Origin of the sequence: Pseudomonas sp. B14(2017), from assembly GCF_002113255.1 — a bacterium.
GTDB lineage: Bacteria > Pseudomonadota > Gammaproteobacteria > Pseudomonadales > Pseudomonadaceae > Aquipseudomonas > Aquipseudomonas putida_Z.
Genome location: NZ_NEJY01000018.1, coordinates 27801 through 46633, shown reverse-complemented (window position 1 = coordinate 46633; position 18833 = coordinate 27801). Strand labels below are relative to the sequence as shown.

Annotated in this window: 19 protein-coding genes and 1 tRNA gene; 7 read left to right on the top strand and 13 right to left on the bottom strand. The window is 63.2% G+C overall.

The window, feature by feature from the left end:
• Positions 1-60: 60 nt before the first annotated feature.
• On the bottom strand, positions 61-1785 hold the full coding sequence (locus tag CAG34_RS19000; protein ID WP_085591790.1) for a fumarate reductase/succinate dehydrogenase flavoprotein subunit: 1725 nt from the start codon (positions 1783-1785) through the stop codon (positions 61-63).
• Positions 1782-2531, bottom strand: a complete 750-nt coding sequence (locus CAG34_RS18995; protein WP_015268562.1) for a GntR family transcriptional regulator — start codon at positions 2529-2531, stop codon at positions 1782-1784. Before CAG34_RS18995 ends, CAG34_RS19000 begins: the two co-directional genes overlap by 4 nt.
• 207 nt (positions 2532-2738) lie before the next feature.
• Here CAG34_RS18995 and CAG34_RS18990 point away from each other — a divergent pair.
• From CAG34_RS18990 to CAG34_RS18980, 3 genes are all read left to right on the top strand, one after another.
• Positions 2739-2815: transfer RNA gene (locus tag CAG34_RS18990), tRNA-Arg, on the top strand.
• Positions 2816-2975: 160 nt separating this feature from the next.
• A complete protein-coding gene (locus tag CAG34_RS18985; protein ID WP_158091103.1) occupies positions 2976-4706 on the top strand; it encodes a dipeptidase in 1731 nt (576 codons plus the stop codon).
• A gap of 213 nt (positions 4707-4919) precedes the next feature.
• On the top strand, positions 4920-5357 hold the full coding sequence (locus CAG34_RS18980; protein WP_025337291.1) for a CBS domain-containing protein: 438 nt from the start codon (positions 4920-4922) through the stop codon (positions 5355-5357).
• A 6-nt stretch (positions 5358-5363) separates the two neighbouring features.
• Here the strand turns inward: CAG34_RS18980 and CAG34_RS18975 are convergent, their stop codons facing one another.
• The 3 genes from CAG34_RS18975 to CAG34_RS18965 form a co-directional block, all read right to left on the bottom strand.
• Positions 5364-6002 carry an NADH:ubiquinone oxidoreductase subunit N gene (locus tag CAG34_RS18975; protein ID WP_085591786.1) on the bottom strand — a complete coding sequence of 213 codons (639 nt, stop codon included), beginning with the start codon at positions 6000-6002 and terminating at the stop codon, positions 5364-5366.
• Positions 6003-6071: 69 nt separating this feature from the next.
• On the bottom strand, positions 6072-6314 hold the full coding sequence (locus CAG34_RS18970; RefSeq protein WP_085591784.1) for a DUF2789 domain-containing protein: 243 nt from the start codon (positions 6312-6314) through the stop codon (positions 6072-6074).
• Positions 6315-6374: 60 nt separating this feature from the next.
• Entirely contained in the window at positions 6375-6833 is a 459-nt protein-coding gene (locus CAG34_RS18965) for an aminoacyl-tRNA deacylase (protein ID WP_003260230.1), read from the bottom strand.
• Positions 6834-6931: 98 nt separating this feature from the next.
• Between CAG34_RS18965 and CAG34_RS18960 the strand changes: the two genes are divergently transcribed.
• Together CAG34_RS18960 and CAG34_RS18955 are read left to right on the top strand one after the other, a co-directional pair.
• Complete coding sequence (locus tag CAG34_RS18960; protein WP_085591781.1) at positions 6932-8278, top strand: nodulation protein NfeD; 1347 nt, start codon at positions 6932-6934, stop codon at positions 8276-8278.
• A 2-nt stretch (positions 8279-8280) separates the two neighbouring features.
• Positions 8281-9033 (top strand): slipin family protein, encoded by a 753-nt coding sequence (locus tag CAG34_RS18955; RefSeq protein WP_025337287.1) that lies wholly within the window; start codon positions 8281-8283, stop codon positions 9031-9033.
• A gap of 110 nt (positions 9034-9143) precedes the next feature.
• Here the strand turns inward: CAG34_RS18955 and CAG34_RS18950 are convergent, their stop codons facing one another.
• The 3 genes from CAG34_RS18950 to abc-f all read right to left on the bottom strand — a co-directional run bounded on the left by CAG34_RS18950 (position 9144) and on the right by abc-f (position 12398).
• Positions 9144-9776, bottom strand: coding sequence for a LysE family transporter (locus CAG34_RS18950; RefSeq protein WP_046616418.1), 633 nt, complete (start codon positions 9774-9776; stop codon positions 9144-9146).
• A gap of 124 nt (positions 9777-9900) precedes the next feature.
• Entirely contained in the window at positions 9901-10488 is a 588-nt protein-coding gene (locus tag CAG34_RS18945; protein ID WP_085591779.1) for a mechanosensitive ion channel family protein, read from the bottom strand.
• Positions 10488-12398: a ribosomal protection-like ABC-F family protein gene (gene abc-f / locus CAG34_RS18940; protein ID WP_025337284.1), complete on the bottom strand. Its 1911-nt coding sequence runs from the start codon at positions 12396-12398 to the stop codon at positions 10488-10490. The genes CAG34_RS18945 and abc-f overlap by 1 nt, the downstream gene beginning before the upstream one ends.
• A gap of 50 nt (positions 12399-12448) precedes the next feature.
• Here abc-f and CAG34_RS18935 point away from each other — a divergent pair, with 50 nt between their 5' ends.
• A complete protein-coding gene (locus CAG34_RS18935; protein ID WP_085591777.1) occupies positions 12449-12931 on the top strand; it encodes a TIGR02444 family protein in 483 nt (160 codons plus the stop codon).
• On the opposite strand, the gene CAG34_RS18930 is transcribed toward CAG34_RS18935, so the two are convergent.
• The gene (locus tag CAG34_RS18930) at positions 12907-14022 is read right to left on the bottom strand and encodes an AlgP family protein (RefSeq protein ID WP_085591775.1); all 1116 of its coding nucleotides are present in this window, start codon (positions 14020-14022) and stop codon (positions 12907-12909) included. The genes CAG34_RS18935 and CAG34_RS18930 overlap by 25 nt on opposite strands.
• 380 nt (positions 14023-14402) lie before the next feature.
• Here CAG34_RS18930 and CAG34_RS18925 point away from each other — a divergent pair, with 380 nt between their 5' ends.
• Positions 14403-15041, top strand: a complete 639-nt coding sequence (locus CAG34_RS18925; protein ID WP_085591773.1) for an FKBP-type peptidyl-prolyl cis-trans isomerase — start codon at positions 14403-14405, stop codon at positions 15039-15041.
• 9 nt (positions 15042-15050) lie between these two features.
• Here CAG34_RS18925 and rsd read toward each other — a convergent pair whose 3' ends face one another.
• The 4 genes from rsd to CAG34_RS18905 all read right to left on the bottom strand — a co-directional run bounded on the left by rsd (position 15051) and on the right by CAG34_RS18905 (position 18815).
• The gene (gene rsd, locus CAG34_RS18920) at positions 15051-15521 is read right to left on the bottom strand and encodes a sigma D regulator (RefSeq protein WP_085591771.1); all 471 of its coding nucleotides are present in this window, start codon (positions 15519-15521) and stop codon (positions 15051-15053) included.
• Positions 15522-15751: 230 nt separating this feature from the next.
• Entirely contained in the window at positions 15752-16258 is a 507-nt protein-coding gene (locus CAG34_RS18915; RefSeq protein WP_085591769.1) for a disulfide bond formation protein B, read from the bottom strand.
• 221 nt (positions 16259-16479) lie between these two features.
• Positions 16480-17718 carry a heme biosynthesis protein HemY gene (locus CAG34_RS18910; protein WP_015268543.1) on the bottom strand — a complete coding sequence of 413 codons (1239 nt, stop codon included), beginning with the start codon at positions 17716-17718 and terminating at the stop codon, positions 16480-16482.
• The gene (locus tag CAG34_RS18905) at positions 17715-18815 is read right to left on the bottom strand and encodes a uroporphyrinogen-III C-methyltransferase (protein WP_084785108.1); all 1101 of its coding nucleotides are present in this window, start codon (positions 18813-18815) and stop codon (positions 17715-17717) included. The genes CAG34_RS18910 and CAG34_RS18905 overlap by 4 nt, the downstream gene beginning before the upstream one ends.
• Positions 18816-18833: the final 18 nt, after the last annotated feature.

Below are 18833 nucleotides of genomic sequence, written 5' to 3'. Positions count from 1 at the left end.
ACGGAGTCCTCGGGGCCTGCGGCCCTCGTTCTTCGAAGTGTTCACAGGACACAACGTCGCCTAGGCTGCATCGGCCTTTACCCGCAGCTGGTCGTAGGCGGTCTGCTCTTCTGCGTCCAACGCAATCAGGTAAGGCTCGACCGCTTTCCTGAAACTGGTCATTTCACCGTTCTCGCCCTTTTTCAGATGGCAATGGCAGAACCACTCGCCATCATTGCGCTCAGGGAAGTCCACCCGGTGGTGGTACAGCCCCCAGCGGCTTTCCTCGCGGAACAGCGAGGCCCGCGCCGCCATCTCGGCGCAATCGCGAATCACCGAAACTTCCATCGCACGCATCAGTTCGTGAGGGTTACTGGCCTTCATCTGGTCCAGGTCACGTTCGATCTCGGCAAAGCGCGCCAGGCCGATTTCCATCTTTTTGGTCACCTTCGGCGGCTGCAGGTAATCGTTGACCATGCGTCGGAGCTTGTACTCGACCTGCGCTGGCGGCAGGCCATGCTGACGCTGCAGCGGGGCAAACACCCGCGCGCGCTCGCGCTCGACCTGTTCGGCATCGACCTCGGCGAATTCGCGCCCGGTCACGTAATGCGCAGCGTTCACACCGGCAAACCAGCCATAGGTGAAGGCCCCGAGCATGTAGTTGTGCGGCACCGCTGCCATATCGCCCGCGGCATACAGCCCTTTGACGCTGGTCTCGGCCTTTTCATTGACCCACACCCCCGACGCCGAATGCCCCGAGCAGAAACCGATCTCCGAGATATGCATCTCGACCATGTGCTGGCGATAATCGGTGCCACGCCCGGCGTGGAACTGGCCACGACTGGGGCGCTCGTTGCTGTGCAAGATCTCTTCGATGTTCTGGATGGTTTCCTCGGCCAAATGATCGAGCTTGAGGAACACCGGGCCATTGCCGCCCTCGAGTTCCTGATGGAACTCCCACATCATCTGGCCGCTCCAGTAGTCGCACTCGATAAAGCGCTCACCCTTGCTGTTGGCGGTATATCCACCCAGTGGGCCGGTGACGTAGGCACAGGCCGGGCCGTTGTAGTCCTTGATCAGCGGGTTGATCTGGAAGCACTCGAGGTTGGCCAGTTCGGCACCTGCATGGTAGGCCATGGCGTAGCCATCACCGGCATTGGTCGGGTTCTCGTAGGTGCCCATCAGATAGCCCGACGACGGCAGGCCCAGGCGCCCGGCCGCGCCGCAGGCAAGGATCACCGCCTTGGCCCGCACCACGCGAAACTCTCCGCTACGGCAATCGAAACCCAGCACGCCAGCGGCCGCGCCTTCACCATCGAGCAGCACACGGGTGCAGACCATACGGTTGCTGATTTCGACCCGGGCACGCTTGAGCTGACGGTACAGCACCTTCTTGATGTCGTGGCCTTCGGGCATGGGCAGCACGTAGGCGCCCATGTGGTGAACCTTTTTCACCGCGTAGTCGCCGGTCTCGTCCTTCTCGAATTTCACCCCCCAGCGGTCGAGTTGCTCGATGGTTTCAAAGCTGTGGGTAGCGTAGGCATGCACCGTGGCCTGGTTGACGATACCGTCATTGGCCACGGTGATTTCCTTGGTGTACTGCTCGGGGGTGGCATGGCCTGGGATGATCGCGTTGTTCAGGCCATCCATGCCCATGCTGATGGCACCGCTGCGCTTGACGTTGGCCTTGTCCAGCAGCAGCACGCGCAGGCTTTTGTCCTGCTCCTTGGCCTTGATCGCCGCCATCGGCCCGGCGGTACCGCCACCGATGACGATGATGTCGTAGTCCTGGGTCTGGATGCTCATGCCTTGCTCCCCTTCTGGCGGTCGATGCGCAGGCGGTACTGGAAAGCATCGCCGCGGTAGTAAAGGTGTTCGAAGTCCAGTGGCGTACCGTCGGCGGCATGGGTCAGGCGCTCGATGCGCATGATCGGCGAGCCTTCTTCAACATCCAGGGCCTGGGTCAGGTCGCTGTCGGCCAGCACGGCATCGATGGCCAGGTCGGCGTGGCCAAGGGCAATGCCGCAGTCGTTTTCCAGGAGCAGGAAAATGTCGCGGGTGACAAGGTCGGCCTTTTCCAGCTTTTCGCCGACGGCCTTGGGCAACCAGGTCAGCTCCAGCGACACCGGCTCGCGGTTGATCAGCCGTACTCGGCGGATCTCGGTGACCAGGCTGCCCTCCTCGACCTGCAGCCGCGCGGCCACCAATGCATTGGCTGGCACATGGCGGAAACTGCGCAGGCGGTTGATCACCTCGTAACCCATTTGCGTCATCGACTCGCCCAACCCCTGCAGGGTACTGACGTTCTGGAAAGCCTTGGGCTTGGCTACGAAGGTACCCTTGCCATGAATCTTGAAAATCAGCCCTTCCTTCTGCAAGTCGCCCAGTGCCTGGCGCACAGTGATGCGGCTGACGTCGAAAGCCTTGCCCAGTTCGCTTTCCGAGGGCATGCGGCTATGCGATGGATAAGTGCCGTCGAGGATGCGCTCGCGCAGCAATTCCTTGAGCTGGGTGTAAAGCGGTACCGGGGACAGGGGGAGCAGTTCGGCCATGGGGTCTCTTCGCTGATCGAATACTTGTTATAACAAGTTGTGACCAGAGAATAGAGGGCATAATAACTGCTGTGGAAATATCGATATCGCATATGGATAGATGCGTTTGTGATTGCTGCTGTCGGCAGCTCTCGGCGAAAGGTAAAAACGGCTACAGATCAAGGCGATGGACGCCATCGGATCAGATGGGTATCATGCGTGCGCGTTGCACTCGTAGCTCAGCTGGATAGAGTACTGCCCTCCGAAGGCAGGGGTCGTGGGTTCGAATCCCGCCGAGTGCGCCATATCAAAAAGCCCTGGGCCTGTGCCCGGGGCTTTTTCGTTTGTGCGACATGTCGCGTTTCTGGCACTCCCGTGCCACGGGTCATTGGTGTTAGCGTGGGCGTCTTCCCGTTTCCCGACGGGCAACCCACAACAATGATTGGCGAAGGAATGCGCACAACCATGCACCTGAAAAAACTTACCGCCACCACCCTGCTGCTGGCCAGCATCGGCCTGTTCACCCAACCGGCACAGGCCAACCTTACCCAGCAGCAGTCCGCGGCCATCGTCAAAGCCTTCGACGGCAGCGACCCAAGCGACTTCAAGCAGTTCCTCGGCAAGCTCAAAGGCAGCGACCTGGCCAAGGCCGACAACCTCGCGGCAACCCTGGATGCCTACCTGGCCGGCAAGCCACTGGCCGCCGAGCAGCAGAACGAGATCAACCGCCTGCTCGGCCTGTATACCCGCATCAAGTACGGCAAGGCTGCCAGCGAAACCCTGCGTGAACTGGTGGCCATCCCCACCTTCAACGTCGAAGGCACGCCGCAGCACGAGAACCCCGAGTTCCTCAGGATCGCCGACAAGATCAAGGCCCTGGCCGATAGCTTCGGCCTGGCTTTCCGCAATATCGACAACCGGGTGTACGAGATTTCGCTGGGCAGCGGCAAGGAAGTGGTCGGCATCCATGCCCACGCCGACGTAGTGCCGGTCAATCCGGACAACTGGAAGCTGGCCGATGGCACGCGCCTGGACCCGTTCAAGGTCACCCTGGTCGGTGACCGCATGTACGGCCGCGGCACCGAAGACGACAAGAACGGCATTGTCGTGGCGATGTACGCGCTTAAAGTGGCCAAGGACGAGAACCTGCCGCTAGCTCGCCAGTTCAAGCTGCTGATCGACACCACTGAAGAAACCAGCGGTGATGCCATCCCCTACTACTTCGAGCGCAACCCCACGCCCGACTACAACCTGGCCCTCGATGGCGGCTACCCGGTGGTCATCGCCGAGAAAGGCTACGGCACGATCATGGCCAGCTTCAGCAAGCGCCAGGCCAGTGGCAAGGGTGCCGAGATCGTCAACCTGACCGGCGGCCTGGCCACCAACCAGATCCCGACAACCTCGGTCGCGACCCTGGTCACCGACAACCCGGCGAAGCTGGCCAGCCAGCTGGAAAAAGCCGGCGCCGATTACGTGAAGCGTAATGGCGGCGACTTCAGCATCGCCGCCAAGGCCGATGGCAAGCAGGTGTTGCTCACCGTGACCGGCGTGTCCGCCCACTCTTCGGAGCCGGAGTCCGGGGTCAACCCGGTGGCGCGCATGCTTGGTTTCATCAACGGCCTGGGCAAGGATGTGCCGCTCAAGCACAACCACTTCACCGATGCCGCCCGCTATGCCGCCGACAACTGGGGCCTGGACTACCTGGGCAACAAGCTCGGCGTGGCCTTCAAGGATTCGTTCATGGGCCCGCTGACCGCCTCGCTGACCTTTGTCGGGGTGGATGAAAAAGGCCTGAAACTGGCGGTGAACCTGCGCATTCCGAAAGGCAAGCCAATTGCCACGATCAAGGACGAACTGGCTGACAAGCTGGGCAAATGGACCCGGCAGAGCCATACCTCGGTGGCCTTCGACTACAGCCTGGACGAGCCGATGTATCGCAACCCCGAGGGCGAATGGGTCAAGGCCTTGCTTGACGTGGCCACCGAGAACCTGGGCATGAAGCACGAGTTCGGTACCTCGGCGGGCGCCACCTCGGTACACGACTTGCCTAACGGCGTGCAGTTCGGCCTGGCCATGCCGGATGTGAAGTACACCGGGCACAACGACAACGAGTTCAAGACCGTTGAGCAGTTCATGCTGGACTTGCAGGTGGTGAGCGAGATGGTGGCGCGGATCGGGCAGATGCCGAAGCTCTGAGCCAACTCTACCGGCCTCTTCGCGGGCACGCCCGCTCCCACAGGAATTACGCAACCTGTGGGAGCGGGCATGCCCGCGAAGAGGCCGGTACAGGCGACCATTCATGACGTTTTTCAATCGACTCGATGCCGTTTCCTGCATTGCCGTGCAGAGCGCCGTGCCGGATGCTTTATTTACTCCGAGACATCGCTTTTTTCACCCGCAGAGGCCCGTATGAAGACCGTCGAACAAATCCTCAAGACCAAGTCCCAGCACCAGACCGTGTACACCATCGGCCCGGATGACTCGGTACTCGACGCCCTGAAGCTGCTGGCGGAGAAAAACGTCGGTGCGCTACCGGTGGTCGAGGCCAACCAGGTAGTGGGTATCGTCAGTGAACGGGACTATGCGCGCAAACTGGTGCTCAAGGGCCGCTCGTCCGCCGCTACCCCCGTGCGTGAGATCATGAGTGCGCCGGTGGTCACCGTGGAACCGAAGCAGAACCTCGAGTACTGCATGAACCTGATGACCAACCGCCACCTGCGCCACCTGCCGGTGGTCAGCAATGGCGAGCTGCTCGGCCTGCTGTCGATCGGTGACCTGGTCAAGGAAACCATCGCCGAACAGGCAAACCTGATCCTCAAACTGGAGCAATACATCCGCGGTGAATGAAGCGCCTCAATGGTAGGCGCGCTCCAGTTCGTCCAGCTGATGGTCGAAGCTGCGCAGGCGCGCCGACCAGGTGTACACCAGCACTTCCAGGTCCCGGTTGAGCACGGCGGTGTTGCCATGGCCGCTGCGGGTCGGCTCGCCCACATCCAGCTGGTAGCGTTCACGGGCCATGGCCTGGGCCACGCTGGACAGGTCGCGGGCATTGGCCAGCCAGTGGTGATGGTGGTCATGAATTTCGCGGTCGAGCAAGCGGCACTGGCGTTTCAGAGCATCCAGGCTCTGCTCCAGCGGCGTGCCCTTGAGCTCGCCCATGACCTCTTCGAAGGTGCGCCCCGAATGCCAGTAGCTGCCCCAGAAGTAGCGGTCGAACACCGTCTCGACGCGGCGCAGCGCAACCTTGGTGTTCCAGATGGTCAGCAACGTTCGCCCCTGCACCACCTCGCGCTTGTTCAGGTGCAATTGCTGCCAGGCGATCCAGGTCAGCGCCACCAGTGCAACCGCCACGGTGACGGCGGCAGCGGCATACAGAAAGTGCACTGCCTGGTTCATCTGTTGCGTTTGCCGTATGCCGTAGAAATAACTGGCCGTCAATGTGCCCAGGATCGTCACGGAGCACCAGAAGCCCGGTGCGTAGGGATCTTTCATCGCGCTATCCCCTTGTTGTTTTCCTGAGCATAGCAACGGCCAATCACTCGTCAGGCACCACTCGGCGCTTTATTTTTTGCTTGGATGCAGCGCCTCGTTCAGTTGGTCGATCATCGGAATCCAGTCGTCATCAGCGATGTACTTCTCTTTCAGGAAATCGCGCTGTGAATCGTTCCAGAAAGGCGCGTCAACCAGCTTTATATCGTCGTCGAGCGGCGAATGGGTGGTGATGAAACGGTCGATATCGACCGGATCGTCAGACAGCCCCAGCTGTTTGAAAATCTCGGACAAAGGATGAATCGGCTTATCCATGGTTCCTCCTCGTCGCCAGACCGGTCGTCGACGATGCCGGCCCGGCATGGGTTGAGAGCATCAGCTGAGCTCACGCACTTCGGCGCGCGGCACCAGCTTCAGATATTGCTCCATGCTCATGTGGATCAGGTGATCGTGATCACCCGCCTCCAGATAGACATCGCCTTGGCGGGTAAGACTCGAATCAAGCAGCATCTTTATCTGGTAGGCATCGCCAAGCGCCGGTACGGCACCGCGCTCGCAGTCGCCGAACAGGCTCGGCAGGCCGCTTTCACGGGTCAGTTGCCAGGCCCCGGACATGCGCACCTTGGTCATGTCCAGATGCCGGTTGGCCGGTAGCACGGCCATGATGTAGTTGCCATGACGGTCATCGAGCATCACCGACTTGGCGACCCGCTCGGCGGGCACGCCGGCCGTACGGGCCGACTCCAGGCTGGTGGCCGAATGTGGATGGGGAATGATGTCGTAATCGCAGTTGGCCTTGTCCAGGCGATCCTGCAGGGTCTTTGCCATACGCATGATGCACCTCCGGTTTCGCCCCCCAATTTCCAATTTTAGGTCGGGTACCAGCAGGCAGGGCTAAACTTGTGCAATAGAGGCAAACGAGGTGACGACAGGTGATCACCCGCTGCTGGCGCTGGCTGTTGCTGCTGTTGCTGCTTGGTATCACGCCAGGCAGCTTGGCAGCGCCCGGTGCAGTCTGGGTGCTGGGCATCGATGACGCCATCGGCCCGGCCAGCGCCGACTACCTGGTGCGCAGCCTCGACCAGGCCAAGGCGCAGGGTGCGCAACTGGTGGTTATCCGCATGGACACCCCGGGCGGGCTCGACAGCGCCATGCGCCAGATGATCAAGGCGATTCTCGCCAGCCCCGTGCCGGTCGCAACCTTCGTCGCCCCCAGTGGTGCCCGCGCCGCCAGCGCTGGCACTTATATCCTCTATGCCAGCCATGTCGCGGCCATGGCGCCCGGTACCAACCTGGGCGCCGCAACCCCCGTGCAGATAGGCGCCCCGCCAGGCACGCCCAAGGACGACAAGGCCAAAGGCAGCGATGACGAAACCCTCGCGCGCAAGCAGGTCAACGATGCGGCAGCCTACATTCGTGGCCTGGCGCAGCTGCGCGGGCGCAATGCCGACTGGGCGGAGAAGGCTGTGCGCGAGGCGGTCAGCCTGTCCGCCAGCGAGGCCTTGCGGCTCGACGTGATCGACCTGGTGGCCGATGACCTGCCCGACCTGCTGCGCAAGCTCGATGGCAAAACGCTCACTGTCGCTGGCCAGCCCCAGCAACTGCAGACTGCCGGCGCCAGCCAGGTCGAGCACCTGCCGGACTGGCGCACACGGGTGCTCGCAGTCATCACCAACCCCAGCGTGGCGCTGATCCTGATCATGATCGGTGTGTACGGCCTGCTGTTCGAGTTCATGAACCCCGGCTCGACGGTAGGCGGCGTGGTCGGCGGCATCTGCCTGCTGCTGGCGCTGTATGCCCTGCAGCTGTTGCCCGTGAGCTTCGCCGGGGTGGCGCTGATATTGCTCGGTATCGCCTTCATGATCGCCGAAGCCTTCCTGCCCAGTTTCGGCGTGGTCGGCTTTGGCGGCATCGTCGCCTTCGTGGTCGGCGCGCTGATCCTGATCGACACCGATGCCCCTGGTTTCGGTATCCCGCTGGCCCTGATCGGCACCCTGGCGGGGCTCTCGGCGCTGCTGATCGGCGGTGTGCTGGGCATGGCGCTCAAGGCCCGCCGACGGGCGCTGGTCAGCGGTGACGCCGGCCTGGTCGGCAGCCTGGCCACCGTCACCCAGGTGATGGCAGGCAACCCGTTCTGTGGCTTCGTGCTGGCCCAGGGCGAGCAATGGCACGCGCAGTGTGCAACGCCACTGCAAGCGGGCCAGAACGTGCGGGTGACCGCGCGCCATGGCGTCATGCTGGAAGTGAGCGCCGCCGCGCCCGCGGCGCAAGGAGAATGACCATGTTCATGCAATTGGGCTTCGGCGCGGTGCTGATCGTGCTGGCGATGCTGTTGCTGTCGGCATTCCGCATCCTGCGCGAGTACGAGCGCGGCGTGGTGTTCCAGCTGGGGCGCTTCTGGCAGGTGAAGGGGCCGGGGCTGATCCTGCTGATCCCGGTGATCCAGCAAATGGTGCGGGTCGACCTGCGCACCGTGGTGCTGGATGTACCACCGCAAGATGTGATCACCCGCGACAACGTCTCGGTCAAGGTCAACGCCGTGGTCTACTTCCGCGTGCTCGACCCGCAGAAGGCGATCATCCAGGTCGAGGATTTCCTCGTGGCGACCAGCCAGCTGGCCCAGACCACGCTGCGCGCGGTGCTCGGCAAGCACGAACTGGATGAACTGTTGGCCGAACGCGAGCAGCTGAACTCGGACATTCGCCAGGTGCTGGATGCACAGACCGATGCCTGGGGCATCAAGGTGGCCAACGTCGAGATCAAGCACGTCGACCTCAACGAATCGATGGTGCGTGCCATTGCCCGCCAGGCCGAGGCCGAGCGTGAACGACGGGCCAAGGTGATCCATGCCGAGGGTGAGTTGCAGGCGTCGGAGAAATTGATGCAGGCGGCGCAGATGCTGAGCAAGGAGCCTGGGGCGATGCAGTTGCGTTACATGCAGACGCTGGGGACGATTGCGGGGGACAAGAGCTCGACCATCGTCTTTCCGCTGCCGGTGGATTTGCTCAAGGGGTTGGTGGACAAGCAGAAATAGAGGTGGCCCATTCGCGGGCTTGCCCGCTCCCACCGGTACTGCGCTGCCCTCAGGGCTGCAGTAATACCTGTGGGAGCGGGCAAGCCCGCGAATGGCCTACATACGGTCTGTCAGACTGGCGCGCGACGCAAAGTCGCCAGGAAGGTGGCCGCGCCAATGAACAACCCGGCGAACGTCCGGTTCAAACGCTTCTGCTGCTTGGGCGTACGCAGCAAGCGCAAAACCCGCGCAGCCAACCCGGTGTACCCCGCCATCACCAGCATATCCACGGTGACCATGGTCACCGTGATCGCCACATACTGCGGCAACAGCGGCTCATGCGGGTTGATGAACTGCGGCAGCACCGCCAGCATGAACACCAGTGCCTTGGGGTTGCTGACGTTGACCAGGAAGCCACGGAACACCAGGCTCAGCGGTTTACCGATAGGGCGCACGGCGGATTCATCGCTCATGTCCATCGGCAAGGCTCGCCATTGCTTGTAGGCCAGGTAGACAAGGTAGGCGACGCCGAACCATTTGATGATCTGGAAGGCCGTGGCCGAGGCGGCCAGGATGGCGCCGACGCCGGCGGCGATGATGGCGATCTGCACGATCAGGCCCAGTTGCAGGCCCAGGGCGTTCCAGTAACCACGCCAGAAGCCGTATTGCAGGCCGCTGGACATCGAGGCAATCGCCCCGGCACCGGGTGAAAGACTGATCACCCAACAGGCGGCAAAGAAGCCCAACCACACTTCCATCGACATCACACACCTCGCTCGAACATATGTTGCAAAACGTTAAGCTAAGGTGTTGGTGAAAAAATAACCAGTAAATTTTGCAGGATTTGTTCTGCCTGTACCGGCCTCTTCGCGGGCCGTACAGGATTAATCAATCCACCTCGGCGGACGACTCTTTGTGCATGGACTGCACCTCAGCCCCGCGCCAGCGCCGTACCGACTTCTGGAAGAACTGGCTATTGGGCACCTGCACCAGCGCCCCGCCCGCCTCGGGCATTTCCATCAGGGTGGTGAACAGCAGGTTGATGGCAATCACCCGGCCCTTGACGCCCGGCTTGTCCAGGGTGTCGACCAGTTCGACCACGTCACCAATACGAAACGGCCCGACGGTGAAGATCAGCACCGCGCACAGCAGGTTGGAAAGCACGCTCCACATGGCGAAGAAGGCCACCGCCGCCACCGCGACGAAGCCGGACAGTGCTGTCCACAGCACAGTCGCCGATACACCCAGGCGCTCCAGCACAAACAGCAACGCGCTGCCCATGATCAGCCAGCGCAGGCCGCCACGCACCGGCACCAGCAGTTCCGGCGGCAACGGGTAACGCTGGCCCAGGCGGCTCAGCCCGCGTGCAACGATGCGCTGCAGGACGAAGGCCGCTACCAGGATCAACAGGATCTGCAAGCCCAGCCAGAAGGTGTCCATCCATTGCCCTGGCAGCAGCGAACGCAGTTCCTCCATCAGGACAGCGCCTCGAGCTCGGCCTGCATGCTTTCGAGGGTTTCCAGCGCTTCCATCCAGGCCTCTTCCAGTTCGCCTTCGCGCTGCTTCAGCTTGGTCTGGCGCGCCAGCAGGTCACGCAACTCGTCCTTGCGCGACGCGTCGTATAGGCCACCATCGCCCAGCGCGGTCTCGATCTCGGCCAGTTGCGCGTGCACCTGGTTGAGCTCGGCTTCCAGCTTGTCAGCAGCCTTCTTGTGCGGGGCCAGTTGCTGGCGCAAGGCTGCGGCAGCCTGGCGTTGGGCCTTCTTGTCGGTCTTGTCCGGGTTGACCGGGGCGGTACTGGCCGGCGCGCTGCGCTGGCGGTACTCGACCAGCCAGCGGCTGTAGTCGTCCAGGTCACCATCGAAGATGTCGACCTTGCCGTCAGCCACCAACAGGAAGTCGTCGGTAGTGCTCTTGAGCAGATGACGGTCGTGCGACACCACCACCACGGCACCGGCAAACTCCTGCAGGGCCATGGTCAGCGCCAGGCGCATTTCCAGGTCGAGGTGGTTGGTCGGTTCGTCGAGCAGCAGCAGGTTTGGTCGCTCCCAGGCGATCAGGGCCAGCGCCAGGCGGGCCTTCTCACCACCGGAGAAGTTCACCACCGGCTCGTCGACGCGATCGCCATGGAAGTCGAAGCCACCCAGGAAGTCGCGCAGGGTCTGCTCACGCTCGGCGGGGGCAATGCGCTGCAGGTGCAGCAGCGGGCTGGCCTTGTCGTCCAGCGAATCCAGCTGGTGCTGGGCGAAGTAGCCCACGGCCAGGTTCTCACCCCGCACCAGGCGGCCCGACAGTGGCTCGAGTTCGCCTGCGAGGTTCTTGATCAGGGTCGACTTGCCTGCGCCGTTGGGGCCGAGCAGGCCAATGCGCGCACCGGGGGTGAGCTGCAGCTTGACCTTGTCGAGGATCGCCTTGTCACCGTAGCCCAGGCGGCCTTCGGACAGGCTGAGCAGCGGGCTGGAGATTTTCTGCGACTCGCGGAAAACGAAGTCGAACGGCGAATCGACATGCGCCGCCGATAGCTCCTCCATGCGCTCCAGGGCCTTGATCCGGCTCTGTGCCTGGCGGGCCTTGGTGGCCTGGGCCTTGAAGCGGGCAATGTACTTTTCCATGTGCGCACGCTGGGCCTGCTGTTTCTCGTAGGCCTGCTGTTGTTGCGCCAGGCGCTCGGCCCGGGTGCGCTCGAAGGCGGTGTAGCCGCCTTTGTACAGGTTCAGCTTGCGCTGCTCGACGTGCAGCACATGGTCGACCACGGCATCGAGGAAGTCGCGGTCGTGGGAGATCAGCAACAACGTGCCGGGGTAGCCCTTGAGCCAGTCCTCCAGCCACAGGATAGCGTCCAGGTCCAGGTGGTTGGTGGGCTCGTCGAGCAGCAGCAGGTCGGACGGGCACATCAGGGCCTGGGCCAGGTTCAGGCGCATCCGCCAGCCACCGGAGAAGTCGCCGACGCGGCGGTCCATCTGTTCGTTGGTGAAACCAAGGCCGGCCAGCAACTTGCGTGCGCGGGCGTCGGCGGTATAGCCGTCGGCGCTATCCAGCTCAATGTGCAGGCGCGCCAGGGCGGTACCGTCGTGGGCCTGCTCGGCCGCGGCCAGTTCGGCCTGGACCTTGCGCAGGCGCACGTCGCCGTCGAGCACATAGTCCACGGCCAGGCGGTCGAGGGTATCGACTTCCTGGCGCATGTGGGCGATGCGCCAGTCACCGGGCAGCTGGCAATCGCCGGCATCGGGCGACAGCTCACCGCGCAGCAAGGCGAACAGGCTGGATTTTCCGGCGCCGTTGGCGCCGATCAGGCCGGCCTTGTGACCGGTGTGCAGGGTCATCTCGGCGCCTTCTAGCAAGCGCTGCGGACCACGCTGTAAAGTGAGGTTGGATAGTCTGATCATGATGGTCGCGGAGTCTACCAGCTTCCTCGGCCCATAGCGCGAGTGGAACCATGCACACCGACCTGTGGAATCACGCCCTGGCCCTGTACGCCAGGCCCGGCGTAGAAGCCGCCTGCCTCGCCCTGCAGGCGCAGGGTGGCGATGTCTGTCTGCTGCTGTGCGCAACCTGGCTGCAGGCGCGTGGCGTGGCCGTGCTGGACGAACGCGTGCAGGCATTGCGCGAGGTTACCGAGCCCTGGCAGCGCGAAGTGGTCAACCCGTTACGTAGCTTGCGCCAACAGTGGCGAGCAGCGGCGCAAAGTGATGCGCAGCTGGCGGCGTTGCGTGAGCAGGTGAAAGGGTTGGAGTTACAGGCCGAGAAAGCCTTGCTGGAACGCTTGCAGGAGCGTTCGCGACTGTGGCCGGTGGGCGCCCATGAGCCCATGGAAAACTGGCTGGACCGGCTGGCGCCGGCCCAGGCCCGCCACCACGACGCGCTGGTTCGGTTGCGCGTCGCGGCGGCAGCGCTTCAGGACGCCGAAGACGGTGCCTGAGCCGGGGTGCTGGCAGGTGCCGATGGCGCTACCGAAGTTGCCGGGGTGGCCGAGTTGGTCGCGACGGCCGGAGTGCTGGCGGCTGGCGTAGCCGGTTTGGCTTCGGCTGGCTTGCTGGCAACAGGCTTGGCAGCTGCTGGCTTGGCGGCGGGTTTGGCGGCCGTACGTGCTGGGGCCTTGGCGGCAGCTGGTTTCGTGGCCGGCTTGGCAGCAGCGGCTTTGGCTGGCGTTTTGGCTGCCGCTGGCTTGGCTGCAGGTTTAGCGGCTGCGGTGGCTTTGGCTGCTGGCTTGGCTGCCGGTTTGGCAGCAGCAGTGGCCTTGGCAGCCGGCTTGGCTGCAGGTTTGGCAGCAGCAGTGGCCTTGGCGGCTGGTTTAGCCGCAGGTTTGGCAGCAGCAGTGGCCTTGGCGGCTGGCTTTGCCGCAGGTTTGGCAGCAGCAGTGGCCTTGGCGGCTGGCTTGGCTGCAGGTTTGGCAGCAGCAGTGGCCTTGGCGGCTGGCTTGGCTGCAGGTTTGGCAGCAGCAGTGGCCTTGGCTGCCGGCTTGGCCGCAGGTTTGGCAGCAGCAGTGGCCTTGGCGGCTGGCTTGGCCGCAGGTTTGGCAGCAGTGGCCTTGGCGGCCGGCTTGGCTGCAGGTTTGGCCGTAGCAGCCTTGTTGACAGGTTTGGCGGCTGCTGGTTTGGAGGTCTTGGCAGCACGCTGGTCAAGCGCCTTGGCTGCAGCTTCGCGAACCTTGCCTACACCTTGGGCCAGCTTGAGGCTGTCCTGGGCATCGCGCTTGAGTTGCTGGATATAAGAACGGGTCTGGGTTTGACGTTCCTTGAGGGAGTCGAGCAGTTCTTCAAGTTCGCCAATGACTTTTTGCGCCTTGGTCTGCGCCTTGGCTTTACCTGCCTTGGCCGCGTCTTGCAGTTTCAGGCGACCGTTGTGCAGTTTTTCCTGGGCCTTGCCACGCTGCTTTTCCAACTTGGCCAGCAGTTTTTCCGCATCAGCCAGCGCTTGCGAGCAGGCATCTTCCAAGTGTTCGAGCAAGCTGCCCGAAAGTTGCTGGAGCAGGTGTAACGGCGTGCTTACTGGCTTCTTTTTAGCCGACATGGTTTACCTCCTGGCTGACGAGATTGCGGCTCATACTATGCTTCTGCTGCTACCGCCGCTAGGGCATGTTGACAGTATTATTTACGCCGCGTTGCATGCCTGGGCAAAGTTGTTATCTTGCAGCTCCGAGCAAGTGTAGTTGCTGAATAAATCATTGCTGATATTTGGCAATTATCTGTACTGCACAGCCCCCTGTAGGAGCGGCCTTGTGTCGCGATGGGCTGCGGAGCAGCCCCTGGATTCAGCACCACCGCAGATATTGCCGGGGCTGCTTTGCAGCCCTTTCGCGACACAAGGCCGCTCCTACAGCGGGCGTAAAAAGGCAAATACAAATAACGAACACTGGCATACTTCCCCGCTCATTGGCGCAGGAACTGACCATGCCTCGATATCTTGTTTTAGGTTTATGCCTGCTGGCACCCCTCGCCCTGGCTGACAGCGAAGAACATGACCTCGCCTACAGCATCGGCGCCAGCCTGGGTGAGCGGCTGCGCCAGGGTATGCCGGGCCTGCAACTGGATGCGCTGGTAGAAGGCCTGCGCCAGTCCTACCAGGGGCAACCGCTTAAACTCGACAACGCACGCATGCAGGCCTTGCTCCAGCAGCAGGAAGCGCAGGAAGGCGATGCCGCCATGCAGAAACTTCAAGCTGCCGAAACACGTTTCATGGCCAACGAGCGTGGTCGTTATGGCGTGCACGAACTACCGGAGGGCGTGCTCTACAGCGAACTGCAAGCAGGTACGGGCGCGCAGCCCAAAGCCGGTGGCAAGGTGCAGGTGCGTTACGTGGGCAGGCTGCCAGACGGCTCGGTGTTCGACCAGAACCAGACGCCCCAGTGGTTCAGCCTGGACTCGGTAATCGAAGGATGGCAGGTGGCCTTGCCAAAGATGCACACCGGCGCCAAATGGCGCCTGGTGATTCCCTCAGCGCAAGCTTATGGCGCCGAGGGCGCAGGCGACCTGATCGAACCCTACACACCCCTGGTGTTCGAGATCGAACTGCTGGCGGTTGGCGACTGACGCCAACCCTCAGGCCTGGACTGCGCCTTCTTCCTTGTGCGCGTTGTGCAACACTTCGATCAGGCAGTCTTCCAGTTCGAAGCGCTCGTGCAGCAGGCCACCCAGCTTGCCCAGCTTTTCGGCAAAGCGTTCGGTGTCCTTGCATTCACCCTTGGCGCAATGGTCATTGAAGGCCAGTGCGATCTGAGTACTGTCGTTGATCCGTGGGTTGATATCTTCGGCCAACTTCAGCGCCTTCTCGTCGCCGAAGGCCTTGGCCTCACTGACCAGCTGCTCGCAGACTTCGAAATGCCACGCCGAAACGTAGTCGACAAGGAGCGTGCAAAACTCCCCGTTCGTGTCCTTGTCGGCGAAGGCCGGCTTGGCATCGCGCAGCGCGCGGAAAGCCTGCACCAGTTCCTGGCGCTCCTCCAGCCAGCGGTCGATCAGTTTGTGAACCCCACCCCAGCGTTCCTGAGCGTTCTGACAACTATCGAGCATGGCGATCTCTTCCCTTCTGGGTAGATGCCGCTGCACCTCGCACCACGACCGTGCAGCACAAAGGTGACATCAGCAGGCGGCATCGAGCAGTTGTGTTTTCGGTATGCGTGCTGGGAGATTATTCCCGCGCGTGCTGCCCTTCAAGGTACGCAGCGGACAAAGTTCATACAAGTGTTTAATACCCTGTTACACGGCCATTGGTCGTGCCAATGGCGCAACCTTGCGCCAGGTCATGTTCTCGCCAGGGTGCGGAAACGATACGCCAGCAGGCAACTCAAGGGCAGCACCGCCAGCAGCAGGAAGGCCAGCAGGCTCCACTCGGGCAGGGTCAGGTCGAGAAAGCTCCAGGCCAGCGAGTTGCAATCCGGGCCGCCGAACAACAATTGCCGGGCCGCCTCGCCCCAGGATTGCTCGAACAGCCGCCCGAGCGGCACCGGGCAGACCGGGATGGCCCCGTCATCCCCTTGCAACCAGACATGTCGCGCTGCCAGCAACGCCCCGGCCAGCGAACAGCCCAGCGTCGCCCGCGCGTAGCAGCGAATGCCCGCCGTACCCGGTGCCTGCAGCACTGCCGCCAGGCACAGCAGCGCGTACAGGCCAAGCAGCAGCCGCTGGCTGAAACACAACGGGCAGGGCACCAGCCCGAGGACGCTTTCCAGGTGGAAGGACGCGGCCAGTACCGCCAATGCAGCAAGGCAGGCAGGTAGGAAAAAGGTGCGCAAACGGGCCGGCAACATGGGCGGTGAAGGTCCCGGAATAATGAAGTGGCCTGAAACGGTAGAGGAAAGACGCGCTTTGTTTCAAGGCGCGACAGCAACGACAAGTCGCTGAATCGCGAAGGAAATTTCCAACTATGCAGTAGGAAACGTCTGAAGAAATGGATTGCAGATCTAACTTACATCGAGAGAAAGGTTACCCGCCCCCAAGGCCCGCACCTTTGCGCGGGCCCTGGGGTAGGTCAGGCGCGTACGCCTTCGGGCAAAGGCAGGGCTAGCAGGCGCTCGTCCAGCAGGCCGAGGCCCTCCTGGAACAGCTGGTTGCTGCGCTCGGTCTCGCCAAGGCCGGCGAGCAGGCGCGCCAGCTCGGCACAGGCTTCGGGGTTGCGCTCCATGCGCAGGCTGCTTTCCAGGTAGTCGCGCGCCTTGCCCCACAGGCGGTTCTGCAGGCTCAGACGGCCCAGGGTAAGCAGCAGGCTGGCATCTTGCGGGTGGGCCTTGAGCCAACCTTCGGCTGTTTGCAGCTGGCGCGCCGGGTCATCGCCGCGCACCAGGCCGTACAGGCGGGCCAGGTGGCTTTCGTATTCACGCTTGAGGGCGGTGCGCAGCACTTGTTCGGCTTCGCTCTGGGCACCCACCTGGCGCAATTGCTCGGCATAGGCCAGCACCAGCTGTGGCTCCTGGCGCTGGGCTGCGGTCAGTTGCTGCCAGGCGCGCTCCAAGGCCTGACGGGCACTTTGCGCGTCCTCGCCACGGGTGGTGGCCAGGCTCAGGTTCTGGCCCCAGGCACGTTGTTCCAGGGCTGCCAGCTCGGCGGCCGGCAGCACCTTGCCCTTGCGCAGGTCGGGCAGCAGGCGGATCAGTGCCGACCAGTCGCCGCGCTCCAGGTGCAGGCGCTGCAGCAGGCGCAGCACCTGGCCGTTGTGCGGGTGGCGCTCCTGCATGGCCAGCAGGGTTTCCAGGGCGCCGTCGCTTTCGCCACGGTCCATCTGCAACTGTGCATGGGTCAGGGCGATAGCCAGTTCCGCTTGCGGCTGGCGCTCCAGGGCACGTTCCAGCAGGTTGTCGCTGTCTTCGGTTCGGCCTTGCTCGTTGGCGGCACGCGCGGCACCGAGGTAGTACAGCAACGGCTGGCGCTCGGCCTCGGCGGCACGGTGCAGATGGCGCTGGGCACTGGCCCAACGGCCCTCGGCGAGGTCCAGCTGGCCCTGCTCGATGGCCAGACGAACGCGCCGGCTGCGATTACGCCGCGACCACGGGTTGACCACGCCGCTGGAAGTCAGCACCAGGCCGACCAGGTAGCGCACCAGCCACAGCAGCAGCACCACAACCAGCAAGCCGGCCAGGGCCGCCCACAGCCCCGACTGGTAGCGGAAGCTGCCATAGGAGATCAGCACGTAGCCGCTGTGCTTGGCGACCGCAATACCCAGCGCCGCGGCGACCACGATCGCCAGCACGGCCAGCAGGTAGACACGCTTCATGGCTTGCCCCCTTCAGCCTCGGCCGGCAGGTGGCGGCGCTGTATATAGGCCTGCACTGCGGCCAGGCTTTCGCTGAGGTCGGGGGTAACCACCGACACCGGCTGTTCGGCAAGGGCGTTGAGGCTGTCAAGCATGGCCTTGCTTTGCGGGTTGTCGGCGTTGAAGTTGGCCAGCAGCACGCTGCGGGCGTCGTCCAGCGCCTGGGTGTACACCTTGCTATCGCCATTGAGCGCTGCCCACTGGGCCTGCTCGATGGTCAGGCTCAGGGCCAGGCGCAGCTGGTTCAGTTGCTGCCCGGCCAGCAGCGGACGCACATTGTCATCGGCGTTGAAGTCGATCTGGAAGTACTTGGAGATCTCGGCCCACCACTGGGACAGGCGACTGGCGCCGTCACCATCGGCGGTGAGCGCGCCCAAGGCATCGGCATTGGTGTCGAACTCCGGCGACTGGGCGCTGAGTTGCTGCACCAGCTCACGCTGAGCGGCCAGTTTCAGGAACAGGCCGGTACGGTCCGGTTGCTGGGTGCTGTTGAGCGTGGCCAGGCTACGCGCCAGTTGCTCACGGGCGGCGAATGCACCCGGATCGCTCTGCTCGCGCAGGATCTCGTCCGCCCCCTCGACCAAAGCCTTGGCACTGGTGATGTCCTGCAGCGCCGACAGGCGCAGGGTGGCCAGGCGCAGCAGGTGCTCGGCCTCGGCCAGGCGCCATTCCTTGCGGCTTTCGCCCAGTACGGTTTCCAGGCGCTGGCTGAGGCGTTGCTGGTCGCCTTGCAACTGTGCGACCAGGCGGCGGCGGTCTTCCAGCTCGCTGGCCGCTGGCAGGCTGGCCAGTTGCGCGCTGATCTGCTGCTCACGCTGCTGCAGGGCCTCGGCGCGCTGGTTCAGCGCCTCGATGTGCTGGCCCTGGTTGAATTCGCTGCCTTGCAGTTGACGCACCTGCCAGACACCCCAGCCACCTACCGCCACCCCGGCCGCGCCCAACAGCAGGGCCAGCGTTGCCAGGCCACTGCCGGAGCGCTTGGCAGGTGGGGTGGTGACGGGTTCCGCCGGCGCTTGTGCCGACGGCTGATCGTTATTGGACAAGACAGTCTCGCTCACGTATCCATCCTTTGCATG